Origin of the sequence: Gordonia sp. Swx-4, assembly GCF_030316175.1 — a bacterium.
GTDB lineage: Bacteria > Actinomycetota > Actinomycetes > Mycobacteriales > Mycobacteriaceae > Gordonia > Gordonia alkanivorans.
In genome coordinates this window covers 123,512-140,987 of record NZ_CP128197.1, presented here as the reverse complement: position 1 = coordinate 140,987, position 17,476 = coordinate 123,512, and the positions used below count along the sequence as shown (strand labels likewise).

General features: G+C 66.4%; 13 protein-coding genes and 2 pseudogenes. 4 read left to right on the top strand and 11 right to left on the bottom strand.

Features of this window, described 5'->3' with window-relative positions:
* Nucleotides 1-26: 26 nt before the first annotated feature.
* Genes PWF70_RS00605 through PWF70_RS00595 form a run of 3 tightly spaced genes read right to left on the bottom strand, consistent with a single transcriptional unit; the run spans nt 27 to nt 2,165 of the window.
* Nucleotides 27-710, bottom strand: coding sequence for an arsenate reductase ArsC (locus tag PWF70_RS00605; RefSeq protein ID WP_035756168.1), 684 nt, complete (start codon nt 708-710; stop codon nt 27-29).
* On the bottom strand, nt 703-1,806 hold the full coding sequence (gene arsB, locus PWF70_RS00600; RefSeq protein WP_035756167.1) for an ACR3 family arsenite efflux transporter: 1,104 nt from the start codon (nt 1,804-1,806) through the stop codon (nt 703-705). The genes PWF70_RS00605 and arsB overlap by 8 nt, the downstream gene beginning before the upstream one ends.
* Nucleotides 1,803-2,165 carry an ArsR/SmtB family transcription factor gene (locus PWF70_RS00595; protein WP_006360795.1) on the bottom strand — a complete coding sequence of 121 codons (363 nt, stop codon included), beginning with the start codon at nt 2,163-2,165 and terminating at the stop codon, nt 1,803-1,805. The genes arsB and PWF70_RS00595 overlap by 4 nt, the downstream gene beginning before the upstream one ends.
* A 135-nt stretch (nt 2,166-2,300) precedes the next feature.
* On the opposite strand from PWF70_RS00595, the pseudogene PWF70_RS00590 reads away from it, so the two are divergent.
* Both PWF70_RS00590 and PWF70_RS00585 read left to right on the top strand, forming a co-directional pair.
* Nucleotides 2,301-3,580 (top strand): annotated as a pseudogene (locus PWF70_RS00590) (integrase core domain-containing protein).
* A gap of 196 nt (nt 3,581-3,776) precedes the next feature.
* Nucleotides 3,777-5,402, top strand: coding sequence for an HNH endonuclease signature motif containing protein (locus PWF70_RS00585; protein ID WP_006360553.1), 1,626 nt, complete (start codon nt 3,777-3,779; stop codon nt 5,400-5,402).
* Between the two features lie 169 nt (nt 5,403-5,571).
* Here the strand turns inward: PWF70_RS00585 and PWF70_RS00580 are convergent, their stop codons facing one another.
* Nucleotides 5,572-6,486, bottom strand: coding sequence for an alpha/beta hydrolase family protein (locus PWF70_RS00580; RefSeq protein ID WP_035755441.1), 915 nt, complete (start codon nt 6,484-6,486; stop codon nt 5,572-5,574).
* A gap of 179 nt (nt 6,487-6,665) precedes the next feature.
* On the opposite strand from PWF70_RS00580, the gene PWF70_RS00575 reads away from it, so the two are divergent.
* Nucleotides 6,666-7,838 (top strand): polysaccharide deacetylase family protein, encoded by a 1,173-nt coding sequence (locus PWF70_RS00575; RefSeq protein WP_279941246.1) that lies wholly within the window; start codon nt 6,666-6,668, stop codon nt 7,836-7,838.
* Here the strand turns inward: PWF70_RS00575 and PWF70_RS00570 are convergent.
* The 7 genes and pseudogenes from PWF70_RS00570 to PWF70_RS00540 form a co-directional block, all read right to left on the bottom strand.
* Nucleotides 7,835-8,230 (bottom strand): annotated as a pseudogene (locus PWF70_RS00570) (integrase core domain-containing protein); the annotation flags it as partial. The gene PWF70_RS00575 and the pseudogene PWF70_RS00570 overlap by 4 nt on opposite strands.
* Before the next feature lie 21 nt (nt 8,231-8,251).
* Nucleotides 8,252-9,823, bottom strand: coding sequence for a hypothetical protein (locus PWF70_RS00565; protein ID WP_286352808.1), 1,572 nt, complete (start codon nt 9,821-9,823; stop codon nt 8,252-8,254).
* A 97-nt stretch (nt 9,824-9,920) separates the two neighbouring features.
* Nucleotides 9,921-10,757 carry an HpcH/HpaI aldolase/citrate lyase family protein gene (locus PWF70_RS00560; protein ID WP_286352807.1) on the bottom strand — a complete coding sequence of 279 codons (837 nt, stop codon included), beginning with the start codon at nt 10,755-10,757 and terminating at the stop codon, nt 9,921-9,923.
* Nucleotides 10,754-11,917, bottom strand: coding sequence for an acyl-CoA dehydrogenase family protein (locus tag PWF70_RS00555; RefSeq protein ID WP_006360559.1), 1,164 nt, complete (start codon nt 11,915-11,917; stop codon nt 10,754-10,756). Before PWF70_RS00555 ends, PWF70_RS00560 begins: the two co-directional genes overlap by 4 nt.
* 76 nt (nt 11,918-11,993) lie before the next feature.
* Entirely contained in the window at nt 11,994-13,379 is a 1,386-nt protein-coding gene (locus tag PWF70_RS00550) for an MmgE/PrpD family protein (protein WP_042377886.1), read from the bottom strand.
* On the bottom strand, nt 13,376-14,587 hold the full coding sequence (locus tag PWF70_RS00545; RefSeq protein ID WP_006360561.1) for a CaiB/BaiF CoA transferase family protein: 1,212 nt from the start codon (nt 14,585-14,587) through the stop codon (nt 13,376-13,378). Before PWF70_RS00545 ends, PWF70_RS00550 begins: the two co-directional genes overlap by 4 nt.
* Nucleotides 14,584-15,138 (bottom strand): MaoC family dehydratase, encoded by a 555-nt coding sequence (locus tag PWF70_RS00540; protein ID WP_035755426.1) that lies wholly within the window; start codon nt 15,136-15,138, stop codon nt 14,584-14,586. The genes PWF70_RS00545 and PWF70_RS00540 overlap by 4 nt, the downstream gene beginning before the upstream one ends.
* A 258-nt stretch (nt 15,139-15,396) precedes the next feature.
* Between PWF70_RS00540 and PWF70_RS00535 the strand changes: the two genes are divergently transcribed.
* Nucleotides 15,397-17,475: a hydantoinase/oxoprolinase family protein gene (locus PWF70_RS00535; RefSeq protein ID WP_035755428.1), complete on the top strand. Its 2,079-nt coding sequence runs from the start codon at nt 15,397-15,399 to the stop codon at nt 17,473-17,475.
* The last annotated feature ends 1 nt before the right edge of the window (nt 17,476 follow it).

Here is a 17,476-nt window from a genome sequence, read left to right as displayed (position 1 = left end):
TCAGCTGTGGAGGAATGCTCGGAAAGTCACACATGGTTGGCCGTGAGCTCGGCAAGGAGCTCACGAACCCGGGCGTCAAGGTCATCGCGGATCGCGCGAACCTCGCCAAGTGGACGGCCTTCGGGATCGGAGACCGTCCAATCGAGATACCGCTTGCCGGGATAGATCGGGCACGCGTCGCCGCAGCCCATGGCTACGACCACGTCGGCGGCGGCGACTACATCGTCGGTGAGCGGTTTGGGGTACTGCGTGCCCAAGTCGACGCCGATCTCGGTCATTGCTTCGACGACGGTCGGGTTGATCGAGTGCGCGGGGGCTGACCCGGCGGAGCGCACGTGTACCCGACCTGTGGCGTGGTGGGTCAACAATCCGGCGGCCATCTGCGAGCGGCCGGCGTTCTGCACGCAGACGAACAGAACTTCGGGCACATCCTTGGGCGCCGATCCATCGGCCTGGGCCAGGGCGCGTAATCGATCAGCCGCGAACCGGCCCGCCAAGGTCGTCAGATGCGCATGTACCCGGGAGGTGCGCCGTAACGCGGTGTAGGACTCGAAAACACAGCGTTCCACCGTCTGCCGAGACACCACCCCCTCGTACTTGGCGGCCAAGTCAGCTGCGGTACGGGCGAGCACGGTATGCGGCATCAGCAGCTCGGGCTGCGCGCGGTGTTCGCCGCGACTCAGCTGTTCGTCCAACACATTCTCAGACATCGCGAACAGGCTCCTTCGATACATCTGGGCTGGAGGCGGTCGTCGGACTGGTGAAGCGTTTCCGCAACGCCAGAGACACATAGACCAGCGCGACGAGGACGGGGACCTCGATGAGTGGGCCGATGACTCCGGCAAGAGCCTGACCGGAGGTCGCACCATAGGTCGCGATCGCGACGGCGATGGCGAGCTCGAAGTTGTTGCCGGCGGCGGTGAACGCCAGCGTGGTGGTCCGTGCGTACCCCAGCCCCATCGCGGCGCCGAGGACGAATCCGCCGCCCCACATCACCGCGAAGTAGATCAGCAGCGGCAGAGCGATCCGCACGACGTCCCACGGCTGCGACGTGATCTGCTCCCCCTGCAACGCGAACAGTATGACGATGGTGAACAGCAACCCGTAAAGGGCCCACGGCCCAAGACGCGGCAGGAACGAGGACTCGTACCAGTCGCGGCCTTTGGTTCGCTCGCCGATGCGGCGGGTGAGGAAGCCGGCGACCAGAGGTATACCCAGGAAGATCAGCACCGACTTCGCGATCTGCCACGGCGAGGTGTCGATGGTGGTCTGCTCCAGGCCCAGCCAGCCGGGCAACACCGAGAGGTAGAACCAACCCAACACGGCGAACATGACCACTTGGAACACCGAGTTCAGGGCGACGAGAACAGCAGCGGCCTCGCGGTCACCGCACGCCAGGTCGTTCCAGATGATGACCATCGCGATGCATCGGGCCAGACCCACGATGATCAGTCCGGTCCGATACTCCGGCAGATCCGGGAGCAGGAGCCAGGCCAGCGCGAACATCAACGCCGGTCCGATTATCCAGTTCAACGCCAACGACCCGAGTAACAGGCGACGATCACCGGTGACCGAGTCGAGTCGGTCGTAGCGCACCTTGGCCAGCACCGGATACATCATGATCAGCAATCCGAGGGCGATCGGCAGCGAGATGCCGTCGAGCTCGACCGCCGCCAAAGTGTCACCCAGGCCGGGGACGACTCGACCGAGCAGCAGTCCGGCGACCATCGCTGCGCCGATCCACACCGGCAGAAACCGGTCCAGCGTCGACAACTTGCCCGCGACTGCGGTGTCGGTGGCGGTCACTGGTCCGCCTCACACGAGCGCGTTTCCCCCACGACCGCGGCGAGATCCCGCAGCAGGTCCGACAGTTGCTGCAGCGCTTCGGTGTTCACCCGGTAGTACACCCAGGTCGCGCGGCGCTCGCTGGTCACCAGACCTGCCTGGCGCAGCACCTTCAGGTGATGCGAGATCGTCGGCTGTGACAGTTCGAACGGTCCAGAGATGTCGCACACGCACGCCTCGCCGCCCGGATGCGCGGCGACCTCGGACAGCAACCGCAGCCGAACCGGATCCGCAAGCGCCTTCAACAATGGGGTGACAGCCCCGGTCTCGTCACCACTCAGACCGCGGCCCGGTGACAGCAGGAGATTCTTATTCGACACGCGTCAATATTGACACACGTCGATGCAAGCGGCAAGGCGTCGATTCCGTTTAGCGGGTACGACACGCCCGATGGGCTCCAGCCAAGCCGGCACCCTGGCCTTCGGTTCACACTGCAAGCACTCGACGCTCAGGCGGTGGTAGTTAACGAACCTATCGATCCTGTCGTGCGGCTGGCGATCTCGCAGTGGCATGATGATGCACCCCGCGGAGCGGTCTCGACATTCTGCGCCGAACAATGGATTTCGCGGAAGCCGTTCTACGAGTTGCGTAAACGAGCACGAGCGGATGGGCCGTCGGCGGTCCTGGAACCCCGTACCCGCCGCCCGAAGTCGAGCCCGTCAGCGCTCAATGACGAGGTCAAAGCGCAGGCGGTGGCCGTGCGCGCCGCTCTGGAAGCCTCAGGTCTGGATCACGGGCCGATCAGCGTGCACGACAAGATGCAGTCGATGGGGTTGACTCAGGTGCCCTCAACGGCCTCGCTGGCCCGGATCTTCCGCGAAGCCGGTGTCGCTCGCCGTGAGCCAAAAGAAGAAGCCCCGCTCGGCGTGGCGGAGGTTCGTCTACCCGGCGCCGAATGCGTGCTGGCAACTCGATGGCACCGAGTACGTCCTGACCGGTGGACGCAGGTGCGTCATCCTGCAGCTCATCGACGATCACTCTCGCTACGCCGTGGGCTCACATGTGGCCGCAGGCGAAACGGCTGAGGCTGCGATCGCCGTGTTCGACAAGGCAGTGACCGCCCACGGAGTACCTCAACGACTCCTCACCGACAATGGGCCCGCGCTCAACCCCTCGCGGCGCGGCCGTCTCGGTCAGCTCGTCGAGCACGTCCGCGTGCTCGGGGTGGAAACGATCACCGGCAAGCCCTACAAGCCGACCACGCAGGGAAAGAACGAGCGATTCCATCAGTCGTTGTTCCGGTATCTGGACAAGCAGCCATTGGCTGACACCCTGGCCGAGCTGCAGGCCCAGGTTGATGCGTTCGATCACATCTACAACACCCAACGGCCTCACCAGGGCCTGCCAGGGCGCGTCACACCACTGGCCGCGTGGCAAGCCACACCGAAAGCCCATGCGCCACACCCGATAGCCGGTGGGTCACTGTTCGATCGGCCTAAATCGCGCCCGCGGCCCGCGCCGCGCCCAACCGCCGATCTACCCGAGGGCGTCCTGGTCAGGACTGTCAGCACTTCCGGCACCATCAGCGTGGACTCAGTCACCTACACGGTCGATGTGGACCACGCCTTCGACCAGGTCCTCGTCGTCGCCGACGACAGCGCTATCGTCATCGCGAACACCGATGGAGAGGTCGTAGTCGAACACCTTCGACCCCGCTCCCGGAGTTAGCTACGTCGGCAACCGACAACCCCGCGGCCCACGCCCCACGAAGACCAGACCGTCACCGAAGTCCTGACACATCAACTGTCACCGAAGTCCTGACACAGAACTGTCACCGAAGACCCGATACATCACAGCCGAATTGCGGTCCACTACACCATCCCACCGACAAGATTCCGTCTGCGAAGTCGTGCCAGTCTTGTTGCACGCCAACGGAATAGCGCGTACAGTCGAACGTGTATTCGACAATCGATCCGCGGGGGGTGATCGTCATGACCGATATCGCATCGACCGGTGCGGTCGACGAGTTCCCTGCCGGGATGCCCGAGTTGCTCGACGAACTCGACGCGCTCGTCGACAAGCTGCAGACCACCGGTTTCACCCGCCTGTCCGATACCGAGGTCGACGACGCCGGCATCCGTATAGAACAAGCCATCGCCCGACTCACCTACACCGGCAACCAGCAGATCGTCGAAGCCGACCAGCGCGACCTACCTCGTAAAGCCGGGTACCGCAGCGTCATCGACTACATGAAACACCGGCTGCGCATGGCCTACCCCGGCAGACGCCTCAAACAAACCCGCGCCACCGCCACCTACCCCGACGCCACCACCGGCCAACCCCTCGAACCCGTCCACCCCACCCTCGCGAAAGAGTTCGCCGACGGTCGGGTCGGGTCCGGGCACGTGCATGCGGTGATGGACGTGCTCGACCAGATCCCCCACGCGGTCGACCACGACATCAAGGTCGCCGCCGAACGCACCATGGCCGAACAAGCCGTCAACCTCACCCCCGACCAGATCACCGACGCCGGCGCCCGACTCCTGGGCTACCTCGATCCCGACGGCACCCTCGCCGACGACACCGACCGTCAACGGCGCCGCAACCTGTACCTCAACCGGCAACGCGCCGATGGCACCGCCAAGATGGCCGGCACCCTGACGCCTGAACTGCTGGCACGGGTGTCGATGTTCCTGGCCGTGTGGGCCAAACCGGGGATGAACAACCCCGACGATCCCGAGTCCCCGCACGGCTCGATCGAGGACGCCGATCCCGAAGCCGTCGCGGCCGCGGCCGAACGTGATGACCGCAGCCCCGCCCAGCTCAACCACGACGCCCTCAACGCACTCCTCAAAGCCGTGTTCGAGGACGGTATGCTCGGGAAGAGTCATCGCGGGTTGCCTATGCAGGTGATCGTCAAGGCCGACCTCAACGACCTCGTCCGCGAAGCCGGTTACGCCGTCACCGCCACCGGCACCCAGATTCCCATCCCCGACCTGATCAACCTCGCCGCCGACGCCCAACCCTGGCTGGCGGTGTTCAAAGACGCCACCGCCGTCCCGCTCTACTTCGGCCGCGGCAAACGCCTCGCCACCCGCGAACAGCGCTTGGTGTCCTTCGCCCGGCCCGATGGTGAAAGCTGCTCCAACCCCGACTGCTGTGTACCCGCCGCCCACGTGGAAATGCATCATGCCCACATCGGTTGGGTCGATGGCGGATTCACCGACATCACCAACCTCACCCCCGCCTGCACCCGCCACCACCACATGGTCGGAAACCAGCCCGGACAATTCACCACCCGCATAGTTCGCGACGGCCCCGACGAAGGCCGCGCCACCTGGCAACTCAACACCGCACCCGGCGCACCACCCAACCCCGAACGCATCAACCGAAGACCCGACATACCCCGCCGATTCGCCGACCACCTCAAACAGGTACGCGACGAGATCCACGGACCCGAACCGGAGTCCGGCGATACCCCACGCCTCCAGATGCGCCAGATCATCGACCTACGCAACGCCACTCCTGCCGAACTCGTCGTCGCCTCAGCGCTTCTCGACCACGCGTACGGAGGCTCAGGACGGGAAGGTCACCGGCCCTTCGAGGTTCGTCGCTAACGCTCCTCACACCTCAGGGAGCGGGAACGCACGCACGCCACCACTCCCAAACACCCCCAAGGGAGCGAGGAACGTGGGCGCAGACACTCCCACACACACCTCAGGGAGCGAGAAACCCACGCACGCTATCGCTCCCGCACACAACCCGGGGAGCTGGAACGGGCGCTGGTCAGTTTGTCACCTCGTCCACATCGTCGAGGTCCGCAGACGACGCGCCGGTGATGATGTCGAGAACCTTCGGGTACTCGGGCGCGGTAGAGGTCACCACCGAGCCGTGGTTGCCGCCCGGGAGCAGTACCGCGGTGGCCTCGCCTCCCTGCTTCACGACGGCGTCGACATATCGGCTCGAGTTGGCCGACGAGACCATGCGGTCGCCGGTGTTGTGCACGGCGACAACCGGCGTCGAGGGATCGATGTTCTGGATCGGATCGACCATGGCGTAGCGCTTCGGCACCTGACGCGGTGTGCCACCGAGGGCGGTCACGATGCGATCGTCGCCATGCGTTGCGGCATAGACCATGTCGAGCGGTCCGGCGAGCGAGACGATGCGTGTCGGCCGGAACACCGGCCTCGCACCGACCTCGTCATCCTCCAGCTTGTGCCGAGTACCGCCCCACACGGCGAGCTGCGCGCCCGCACTGTGTCCGACGACGAGCTCATCGTCGGTGGTGATCTGTGGGAACTGCTTGTCCACCACCGAGACGTGGTCGAGCGCACTCGCGACATCCCGGAAGGTCGTCGGCCAGCCGCCACCCGAACCCACCCGTCGGTATTCGACGTTGTAGACCGCCATCCCGCGATCCGCGAGATCCCGCGCGAGCGGCTCGAAGATGTCCGCGCCCAGCGCACTCTGCCACGCACCACCGTGGATCAGGACGACGAGCGGGATCGAATCGACCCGCTGCTCCCCCTCCGGCAGGTACAACTCGGCCCAGTTCTGCTTGCTGTCGGCCTCGCCGGGCGTCGGGTACTCGAACCGGTGAACGGTGACCTCGTCGAGGTACTCCACCTCTTCGGTGGAGGTCGCCGTCTGGGTCTTGACCGGACCCGACGCCGACGGATCGTCGGCACTGCACGCCGTCAGTCCGAGACCGGCGGCGAGTGCGACGCCCAGAAGTCGAAGTGGGACAGGCGACCAGCCGGATCGCCGGAAATCACGAAGGGTCAACGAAGGCAACAATTCTGTGCCTGCCTTTCCGGCCACGAGGCCATTCCACATTCTGCCGCATAAGGTAAAGCGAAAGTAATGACGGGGGTATCCAATTGGCGATCGGGCGCGGAACGCGGATGATCTCGGCGCCGATCGTCGTGGTTCTGACCGTTCTACTCGCCGGATGCGCCACCTCGGCGAAGTCGGCTGTGCCCGAGACGATTCCAAATATCAGTACCACACTCTCCCCGGCTCCGCCGTCACCGCCCACACGAGTGGCGTCGAACGTCCCGATGAAGCGACTGGCACCGGGTGAGAAACCGCCACAATTCATCCTGTTCTCCTTCGACGGCGTCGGGGTGTCGAAGAACTGGGACCTGTTCCTGCGCACCGCCGCCGAATCGGACGCGAGATTCACCGCGCTCATGACCGGGCTCTATTTCCTCACCGACACCAAGAAGCGGCAGTACCGCGGTCCGGGATACAAACCCGGCGAGGCGGCGATCGGATTCGGCGGATCGAAGAAGGAGGTGATCGAGGAGATCACCTACCTCAACCGCACCTGGTACGACGGCCACGAGATGGGCACCCACTTCGTGGGCCATTTCTGCGCGGGCACAAAGAATCCCGGTAAGTCGTGGACCAGTGCCGAATGGCGTCACGAGTTGGCTCAGTTCTTCCGGCTCATGACGCAGTGGCGTGAACTCAACGGAATCCGCACCGGACCCGACCTCGCCTTCGGACCCGAAGCGGTGAAAGGCGCTCGGACACAGTGCCTCGAGGGTTCGATGAAAGCGCTCTTCCCCGCGCTGCGCGCTTACGACATGATGTGGGACTCGTCGATGCCGGCGTCGCGACCGGGTGTCTACTGGCCGTCGAAGATCAACGGCATCTGGGAATTCCCTGTCCCCTACGTCTGGTCGCCGGCGCTGAAGCAACGCCAGACAGCGCTCGACTACAACTTCTGGTACAGCGTCAACAAGGCGACGGATCGGCCCGCCGATCGTGCGCGGATCGCGCGGGTCGTCACCAGCACCTACGACTACATGCTGCGCCGGGCCTATGAGGGAAACCGCGCGCCGCTGGTGATCGCCAACCATCTGAACACCTGGAACACCAACGCCTTCAACCCGGCGACCGCCGCCTTCATGCGCCGCGCGTGCACCAAGCCGGAGGTCATCTGCGCCACCCACCAGGACGTCATCGCCTGGATGGAGCTGCAGGACCCCGCCGTCCTGAAGAAGTGGCGGTCGATGGCCCCGGTCGCCGTCGACGCGCATCACTAGCTGTACCGACCCGCCAGGTTGGGTACGCGGTCGGCGGGTGAGTTGCCTCGGAGTGCGGTGTGGCCGCGTTCGTGGTTGTAGTTGTGAAGAACTCGGGGAAGGCTGCGACGCGTTCGGATTCGCTGAGGTAGGGGCGAGCGTGGGCCCATTCCTCCTGGAGGGTTCGGTTGAATCGTTCGACCTTGCCGTTGGTTTGCGGTCGGTACGGTCGGGTCCATTTGTTACCGGGAGTGGTCGTCGACGGCGTGGTGGAGGAACGCGTACCCCAGGTTCGGGCGGCCAGCAACTTTGCGGGTTCGCCCAGGCTCGCGGTGCGCGCTGGAGTTGCGGGTGCCCTGGGCGCGGCCGTGTACGCGATGTCGGCCACCGTCGGGGATTCTCCCTATGTCACGTCGACTCGCCGGACGGCGGAATCACCTGACCGTCAGGGGCACCGGCGTCGTGGACCCACCGGCGCGCACCGTTGCGGTCAGCGGGGTCCAGCCCGTCCAGAGATCCACCGGCACATCGAGCGTCGCGCCCGGCCGGAGGGTGACCGGAGTCCGGGTGACCGCACTCCGGTCGGCGATGGTGTCGCTGCGTTCGACCGCGACCTGGAACTTCTGCGAACGTCCCTCGGTCCGCACGGTCACGCCGACCGGTGAGGTGGCCCCTACCGACACCGACGAGCCCGGGCCGACGGCGAGCTGCGAGGTGTCGACCGAGACCGACCGCAACGAGTCCTCGGTGGCGACCTCGAACACGGCTGTCGTCGGTGCCGACGAACTCACCCGAACCGCGTGACGAACCGGATCGACATCGAGCGCCGATGTCGCACCCGCCGGGACCTCGAGGTCGCCGACCGCCACCGCTCCACCCGCGCTCAGCACGGTCGTGTTGATGTCGGCGGTACGCCCGGCCTCGACACCGTCCACGACGATGCGGAAACGCTTGCCCGCCGGCACGGTGAATCGTGCGGAATTGTCATTGTTGAACAGAATCCGCTGCTCGACACCGGGAATCGGCTTGCCGGACGGATCGGTGACCCGGACGTCCCAGTCCACGTCACCGACACCCTGCGCCGTGCCGTTGGTGTCACTGACCAGCACGACGGTGTCGTCGGTGTGCAGGTCGGGATCCTGGTGACGCTTCAGAACCTGGGCCAGCGGGACCAGCATCATCCTGTTCTTCGGCGAGCCCTGGTACAGCATCGTCGGCTCGGACGGGTTCGTCGCCGTCGAGTAGTACCAGGAGTCGGCGGCGGGATCGACGACCACCATCTTCTCCCGGCCCGGGAAATTGTTGTCATAGACGACGATTCCCTGCTTGCCGCCACCGAGGTCACGGAGCGCGATCGGTGTGATCGCATGCCCGGCGGAATGTTCCTCGTCCGTATAGATGGCGAGGATGTAGTTGTCGTCGCGGGACCATGCGGTACGGAGCTTCGACAGGGCCTGCGGCACCGACACCTGCGATGCGGTGAGGTCGGTGGGAAGGAAACCCTGGGTGATGAACAGCCGGGCGATCAACTCGTCGAGGGGACCCGATGCGGGCATGCTGTAGACGCTCTGCCCGGGCAGCGCCAACGGGAACTGGCTCAGCCGCTTCGTGTTGTACAAACCTGCCAGCGCCGCCATGCCGTAGCAATGACCGCCACTCATCGACGCGTTGAATTCCGCCATCACGAGTTCGGCGACGGTGGTCGGTGAGCAGATGCCGAGCACGATGCGGGCGCATACCTCGTCACCGAACACTGCGCGCATTCCCTCGGTCGTGAGTCCGCGCCGGTGCAGGGCGTCGTTGGGCCCCCAGTTCTCGAAGGAGAAGCCATCGCTTTTGACGTCGAAGCCGGAATGCGCAACGACCTTGCCCGCCTGTGGATTCACGACAGGTGCGGCGGCGGAAGCACCGGCCCCCACCACCGAGAATGTCGCCGAGATTGTCACTGCCAGCGCCGCGACCAGCGGACGCATCGACCATCGAGAATTGCCCTGACCATTGCGCATCGCTAAACATTAGCGGACAAATCAGGCAACCTGAACGGTTCCTGAGGAAACCTCGACCCCTATCGGCAACATGTCACAGAAACGTCGTTCGCGGGGATCAGAACCGACGAGCCAGAGTCCGACGCGCGATGCGTGCGACCGCCTCGTCGATGAGCCGGCCGGCACTGTCGGTCGCGGCTCCCTGCCCGGCGGCATCGAATGCCGCCAGCACGTCGACCGCTGTGTCCACCTCGGACGCGGTCGGTGCGAGACCGGCACGGGCGGGCCGGATCTGGCGCGGGTGGATGCACGCACGACCGAAGAAGCCCAGCCCGGTCAGGCGCCGGGTCTCGGTCTCGAACGACTCCGGATCGTCGATGACCGGCGACGCGGCCGCGAGTGGTGGCCGGATCCGTGCCGCCGCCGACGCGGCCACGACTTGGGAACGTGCCCAGAGCAACTCGTCGCCGACGACCGGCGTCACGCCGAGGTCCGCAGCCAGGTCCACCTCGCCGATCTGCACGAACTCGACGCGGGGGCCGGCGGCGATCGCCGGCGCATTCACCAGACCCGCACCGGTCTCGATCAGCGGTGAGACCGGCGTCCGCGGACGGCCCTCCGCAGCCTCGAGGTCGGTGAGCATCCGGTCCACGCGATCCAGCGTCGCGCGATCATCGCATTTGGGCAGCCAGATGCCGTCGGCCCCACACCGGACCGCCATGGTCAGGTCGTCGAGGAGTTCGGCGCCGGGATTCACCCGTACCCACGTGGGCACCCCGGCCCGGTCGCGCTTCTCCAGCCAGGTCCCCACCGCGATGCGCGCGGAGTCCTTGGCCGCGACCGGTACCGCGTCCTCGAGGTCGAGGACCACGGCGTCGGTACCGGACGTGGTCGCCTTGCCGAACCGTTCGGGCCGGTCGCCCGGTACGTACAGGTAGACGAGCGGCGAACTCATCCGACGGTGACGGTTCCGTTGACCAGCGCCTTGGCGATGACGGTCCGCATGATGTCGTTGGTCCCCTCGCCGATCGACATCAACGGCGCATCGCGGTAGTAGCGCTCGACGTTGAACTCGGTCGAGTAGCCGTAGCCGCCGTGGATACGCATCGCCTCGAGGCTGGCGGTGATCGCGGTCTCCGACGCGAAGTACTTCGCCATTCCGGCCTCCCCGTCGACACGTGCACCCGAATCCGCCTTGGCAGCAGCCCAATACGTCATGAGACGCGCCGCCTGCAGCTGGGTGGCGATGTCGGCGAGCTTGAGCTGGATCGCCTGGAAGTCGGAGATCGGCTTCCCGAAGGCGGTGCGCTCGCGTGAATAGTTGAGCGCCGCGTCGTACGACGCCTGCGCGATGCCGACGCTGCGGCCGGCGATGTTGAGGCGGCCGATCTCCAACCCGGACAGCGCCTGCTGCATACCGCGGCCCTCGACCCCGCCGAGCAGTGTCGACGCCGGTACCCGCACCTCGTCGAGGAAGATCTCGCACGATTCGGTGCCCTTGTAACCGAGCTTGCCGAGGTCTCGCTGCACTTCGAATCCGGGCGTCGTGGTGTCGACGAGCAGGATGCTCATGCCCTTGTGCGCCGGCGAAGCCGACGGATCCGTCTTGACCAGGACGGGGAGCACATTCGCGTGGCGTGCGTTGGTGATCCACGTCTTGGTGCCGCGGATGACGTAGTCATCGCCGTCGCGGGTGGCGGTGGTCTTGATGCCCTGCAGGTCGGTGCCTGCACCCGGTTCGGTCAGTCCGATGCCGGTACGGCATTCACCGGTCGCCAGCCGGGGCAACCACTGTTGCTTCTGCTCCTCGGTGCCGTGCCGCGCGATCATCCAGCACGCCAGGTTGTGACTGCCCAGGATGCCGGCGATACCCATCCAGCCGCGGGCGATCTCCTCGTAGACGAGGGTGAAGGACACCATGTCGAGTTCGAGTCCGCCGTACTCCTCCGGCGTGGTGATCCCGAACAGACCCATGTCCCGCAGCCGCGCGACGATCTCCGTGGGATAGCGGCCCTCGCGTTCCCATTCGTTGGCGACCGGGATGATCTCCTTGTCGACCAGCTGACGGAGCGCCGACCGGAAGTCGCGCTGTTCCTCGGTGAAGCTGAAATCCATTGTGTGATCCTTGATCTGAGAGGTGATCGGAGATGTTAGACCCGGGCCCGGCCGCGGACCGGCAGGTGAAGGTGGGTCAGCTCGCGGAGAGGATGTCGGCCGCGAGCGCCGGGATCTGCCCCACGGACGGTGCGTCGCACAGACCGAGAACGGTCTGGACGAGTGCCTCGGAGGCCTCTCCCCCGCCGGCGTTGCCCCGGAACTTCTCGGCGACCGCGGCATCGTCCATCGGACGGCCGGAAGTGCCTCGGCTGCAGGGAACCTCGCCGACGAGCCGGGTGGCGTCGTCGAGGGTGATGACCGCCCGGCCGGCGGCGTCGGCGGCCGGGCGGGCATCGGGTGCGGGGACGACGTCGACGAGTGCGGCGGTGGCGGCCACCTCGGGTCGGACGATCGAGGCCTCGGCGTAGGTGTCGACGGTGACCGCTCCGTCGTGGACGAGTGCGGCGACGCTCCACGGCAGGTCGAACTTCGCGTCGTAGATGCTGCGGGGACTGCGTGTACCGGTGCCCGGCCCGCACACGATGTCCACGCTGTCGGGATGGACGTCGACGCTGATGGCGGCGATACGCGACGCCGACACCTCGGTGCCCGATCGCGCGGCCTCGGCCAGAGCCTGCGCGACCGCATCGAGCGAGGCATGCATGAGTTGACAGCTCGGGTACGGCTTGATACCGATACCAGCGCTCTCCCAACGAGTTCCGAGATCGGCGACGATCCCGTCGGGATCCACGTCGCGGTCGGCGAGCGCGCGGTACAGCCCGCGCCGGCCCTCCAGCACCGATTCGGGTCCGCTGGCCCCGGCCAGCGCCAGGCGCGCGGCGAGGACACCGTTGAAGCCCGCGTTCCCCGGATGCAGGACCTTGGTGTTGGCCCCGGTGTCGAGGAACTCGAGCAAGCCGCCCGACGACGACGCCGCGATGCCGATCGCATCGGTCAGACGATCGGCGTCGGCGCCGTACAGCAGGCCGGCGGCGACGGCACCGGCGAGCGGGCCGACGACGGCGGTCGCATGGAGGCCGCGTGCGTGGAAGCCGTGTGGTGCCGCCGCGCCCAGTCGACAGGCGATCTCCAGCCCGGCCACCAGCGCGGTCACCGTCTGCGCGCCGGTCGCCCCGACTTCCTCGGCGACGGCCAGGACAGCCGGCGCCACGACCGTCGTCGGATGCACGAGTGCACCGGCATGCGTGTCGTCGAAGTCCAGGGCATGCATCAGCACCCCGTTGGCGAAGGCTGCCGCGGGCGCCGAGATGGCGTCGGAGTCACCGAGCGGATGTGCCTGCGCCGGGCCGCCGAGCCCGCGGGCCACGGACAGTCCGGGTCCGCCCTGGTCGAGCCGGCGGGCTCCGATGGCATTGCCGATGCCGTCGAGCAGGTGTCGCAGCGCGGCCCGCCGGGTGGCCTCGGGAATGTCATCGATGTCGAGGGCCGCGGCCCAGCTCGCTAGGCGGCGGGCGGTCATGGCGTGGCCTGTGCGATCGATCCGAACGCGCCGGCGTCGACCAGCCCGCGGACATCCTCTGCGCTGTAGCCGAGCAGTTCCATCACCTCGTCGAAGTTCTCGTTGCGACGCGGTGCCCGACGATACTCCGCGGGCTCGTTGCCGAAGCGCACCGGTGAGGTGACCTGACGTACCTCACCCCACACCTCGTGTTCGGTGGTGGCGATGAGCCCGCGCGCCAGGGTGTGTTCCTCGGTCAGCGCCTGTTCGACGTCGTTGATGGGCCCCGTCGGCACACCCGCCTCGGTCAGCAACGACACCCAGTGATCGACCGTCGCCTCGGCGAATCGCTTCTCGAGCAACGGCAGCAGTTCGTCCTTGTGCTCACCACGGGCGGTGAAGTCGGTGAACCGCGGGTCCTCGAGAAGTTCCGGCAGCCCGATCGTCTCGGCCAACCGCACCCAGAACTTCTCCTTGGCGCAACCGACGACGAACCAGCCGTCGGAGGCTTCAAAGGCCTGGAACGGCACCAGAGACGGATGTGCCGAGTTCTTGGTGCGTCCCGGCCGGTATCCGGCGTTGAGGTGCCAGGCGGCCGGGTAGGTGAGCATCGAGATCGCGGTGTCGTAGAGCGAGACGTCGCAGTCGCCGCCGACACCGTCGCGACGGGCGGCGTGCAGGCCGGACATCAGACTGAGTGCCGCGACGTACCCGCCGCAGAAGTCGACAAGGGACAGACCGGATTTGGTGGGCGGTCCGTCGGGGTCACCCGTCAGGTCCATCCATCCGGCCAGGCCCTGCAAGATGTAGTCGTAGCCGGGCTGCTTCGCGCGCGGACCGGTCATGCCGAACCCCGTCAGGCTGCAGCACACGATGGCCGGGTTGAGGTGCTTGAGGTCGTCGTAGGTGATCTTGATCTTCGCCGGCACATCGCCGCGCAGATTCGAGTACACCGCATCGCTGGTGCGCACCAGATCTTCGAACACCCTGCGCCCGCCTGGGGTTCCGAGGTCCAGCGACAGGCTGCGCTTGTTGCGGTTGAAGGTCTCGAAGAACAGCGAGTCCTCGCCCTTGTTGTAGGGCGGAACGTATCGCCCGACGTCGCCACCGGAGGTCGGCTCCTCGATCTTGAGCACGTCGGCCCCGAGGTCGGCGAGGTGGACGCTGCCGAAGGGACCGGCGCCGTACTGTTCGACGGCGATGATCCGGACGTCCTCGAGCGGCCTCATGACCGCGCGTCCTCGGTCTGGGCGACGACCTCGGTCAGCGAGGGCGCCTTGACCTCGGGGAAGTAGTTCTGTCCGATACCGCTCTCGCGGGTGGCGACCATGACCGAGCGGTTCCAGGCGACCACGACCTCGCCGTCCTGATTGATCCCGCGGGTGACCATCGACACGATGCCCGCGTAGGGACGAGACTTGGACCGGCGCAGGTCGGTGCAGATGCTCTCGGCGTAGATCGTGTCGCCGACGTACACCGGATGCTGGAGTTTGACGTCGGTGAACTGGAGGTTGGCGACGGCGTTCTGACTCATGTCGATCACCGACAGTCCGAGCACCAGGGCGATGGTCAGCCCCGAGTTCACGATCACCTTGCCGTCGGTGATGGGATTCGTCCGGGCGAGATGTTCGTTGAAGTGGTTCTGGTTGGTGTTCATCGTCAGGCACGTGATCCACGCGTTGTCGGTCTCGGTGATCGTGCGGCCCATCGGGTGCTGATAGACGTCGCCCACGACGTAGTCCTCGAAGAAGCGTCCGAGAGTGGCGGGATGGGTGGTCAATGGTCCTCCTACAAGGGTGCGGCGCGTCGTCGAAAAGCACACGCCGTGACGCGGCCCACCATAAACATCAGATCTTTAGCTCGTCAAGACACGCCTTTCCCACGCTCCTGCATGAATTCTGGTCCATGGGTTGCCTAAACATCCGATGTATTGCATGATCCTTCCGAGCGCAGCTATGGCTCAGATCACTTCCGTCACCGGATGGGGCGCACCGATCCGAGGTCGGGGTGACGGTACGAAAAGAGGAAGCGAGTTTCGATGAAGCGAATCGGCGTGGATGTGGGCGGTACGTTCACCGACCTGGTCCTGTGGGACGACGACGGGACGGTGACGGTGCACAAGACGCCGTCGACGAACCACGATCCCTCGATCGGCACGATGGACGGGATCGAGGTGCTCGCCGAACGTGCGGGCATCGACGTCGCGGACATCGAGATGTTCTTCCACGGGACCACCGTGGCCACCAACATCGTGCTCGAGCACAACGGCAGCGACGTCGGCATGATCACCACCGACGGGTTCCGCGACCTCCTGCACATCGCGCGCAAGAAGCGCCCCCTGAACTACTCCAACTACCAGGATCTGCCGTGGCAGAAGTGGCAGCTGGTCCCGCGGCGCAACCGGCGGACCGTCGCCGAGCGGATCGACGCCGCCGGCAACGTGCTGACCCCGCTCGACGAGGACGCCGTCCGCCGCGAAGTCGCTCTTCTCCGCGAGCGCGGGGTCGAGGCGATCGCCGTGGCCTTCCTGCACGCCTACCGCAATCCGGCCCACGAGCAGCGGGTCCGCGAGATCATCGCCGAGGAGTACCCCGGCGTCTTCGTGTCGCTCTCCAGCGACGTCGCCAGCCAGTACCGCGAGTACGAGCGCTTCTCGACCACCGCCCTCAACGCCTTCGTCGGACCCAAGACCTCCCGGTACATCGAGAACCTGGCCGGCAAGGCCAAGGCCGCACAGGTCGGCGAGGACGTCCACCTGATGACCTCGGCCGGCGGTCTCGTCACGTCGCGCAGCGCCAGCGAGGTCCCCGTCTCGCTGCTGACCAGCGGTGTCGTCGCCGGACTTCTCGGCGGATGCTTCATCGGCAAGGCGTCGGGCTACCCGAGTGTCATCACCCTCGACGTGGGCGGCACCTCGGCCGACATCGGCGTCGCACCCGACGGCAAGCTGCGCATGAAGCATCTGCTCGACACCCGCATCGGCGACTACCACGCGATGGTCCCGATGGCCGAGGTCGACACCATCGGCGCCGGAGGCGGATCGATCGCCAGCATCGACGAGGGCGGCATGTTCCGCGTCGGACCGCGCAGCGCGGGCGCCATGCCCGGACCCGCCTGCTACAACCGCGGCGGCACCGAACCCACCTCCACCGACGCCATGGTGGTCATGGGTTGGCTGGGTGCCGACAGCTTCCTGTCGGGAACCATGGAGGTCAAGCCGGAGCTGGCGACCGAGGCGGTCAAGACCCACATCGCCGACAAACTCGGCGCCGATCTCGAGCACGCCGCGATGGGCATCTTCCAGATCCTGGCCCACTCGATGACCGAGGCCATCTCCCTGCACTCGGTGCGCAAGGGGTATGACCCACGTGAGTTCTCGCTGGTCGCCGAGGGTGGCGCCGGCCCGCTGTACGCGTGGCAGATCGCCGAGCACCTGGGCATCCCACGCGTCATCGTCCCCGGACATCCCGGCATCACCTCGGCGGTCGGCCTGCTGACCACCGACGTCCGGTACGAGGTCCCCACCACGGTCTGGACCTCCTCGGCCGAGCCCGATCTCGACCTGCTGAGCCGCGAGATGGACCGGCTCTCCGAGCAGGCCGTCGCCCAGCTCCGCGCCGACGGCATCGCCGAGGAGGACATCACCCTCGAGCGCAGCGTCGACTGCCGTTATGTCGGACAGGGTTACGAGCTTCGTGTGCCGGCACCCGACGGCGAGATCACCGCCGAATGGGTCGAGCAGACCGCGGCCACGTTCCACGAAGTGCACGGGCGTACCTATTCGCAGCGGTTCGACGACAAGCCGGTACAGCTGGTCAACATCCGCGTGACCGGTGTCGGCGCGGTCGAGCACATTCGCATCGCCGAGATCGAGGCGGGCGGCGCCGACGCGTCGGGCGCCATCAAGTCGACCACCCAGGCGTTGTTCTGGAAGAACGACTCCGCCGACCCCGAATGGGTCGAGACCCCCGTCTACGACCGCGCATTGTTCAAGGCCGGCAACACCTTCGAGGGCCCGGCCATCGTCCAGCAGTTCGACTCGACGACCATCGTCGGCATCGGACAGAAGGCCACGGTCGACGCCGTGGGCCACATCATCATCGAGAGGAGCGCCTGAG

What these genes read in the sequence shown, in the direction of transcription:
- PWF70_RS00555 (WP_006360559.1), bottom strand. Translation starts at nt 11,917, where the DNA reads ATGGATTTCAGCTTCACCGAGGAACAGCGCGACTTCCGGTCGGCGCTC.
- PWF70_RS00585 (WP_006360553.1), top strand. Translation starts at nt 3,777, where the DNA reads ATGACCGATATCGCATCGACCGGTGCGGTCGACGAGTTCCCTGCCGGG.
- PWF70_RS00545 (WP_006360561.1), bottom strand. Translation starts at nt 14,587, where the DNA reads ATGAGGCCGCTCGAGGACGTCCGGATCATCGCCGTCGAACAGTACGGC.
- PWF70_RS00605 (WP_035756168.1), bottom strand. Translation starts at nt 710, where the DNA reads ATGTCTGAGAATGTGTTGGACGAACAGCTGAGTCGCGGCGAACACCGC.
- PWF70_RS00550 (WP_042377886.1), bottom strand. Translation starts at nt 13,379, where the DNA reads ATGACCGCCCGCCGCCTAGCGAGCTGGGCCGCGGCCCTCGACATCGAT.
- PWF70_RS00565 (WP_286352808.1), bottom strand. Translation starts at nt 9,823, where the DNA reads ATGCGCAATGGTCAGGGCAATTCTCGATGGTCGATGCGTCCGCTGGTC.
- PWF70_RS00535 (WP_035755428.1), top strand. Translation starts at nt 15,397, where the DNA reads ATGAAGCGAATCGGCGTGGATGTGGGCGGTACGTTCACCGACCTGGTC.
- PWF70_RS00560 (WP_286352807.1), bottom strand. Translation starts at nt 10,757, where the DNA reads ATGAGTTCGCCGCTCGTCTACCTGTACGTACCGGGCGACCGGCCCGAA.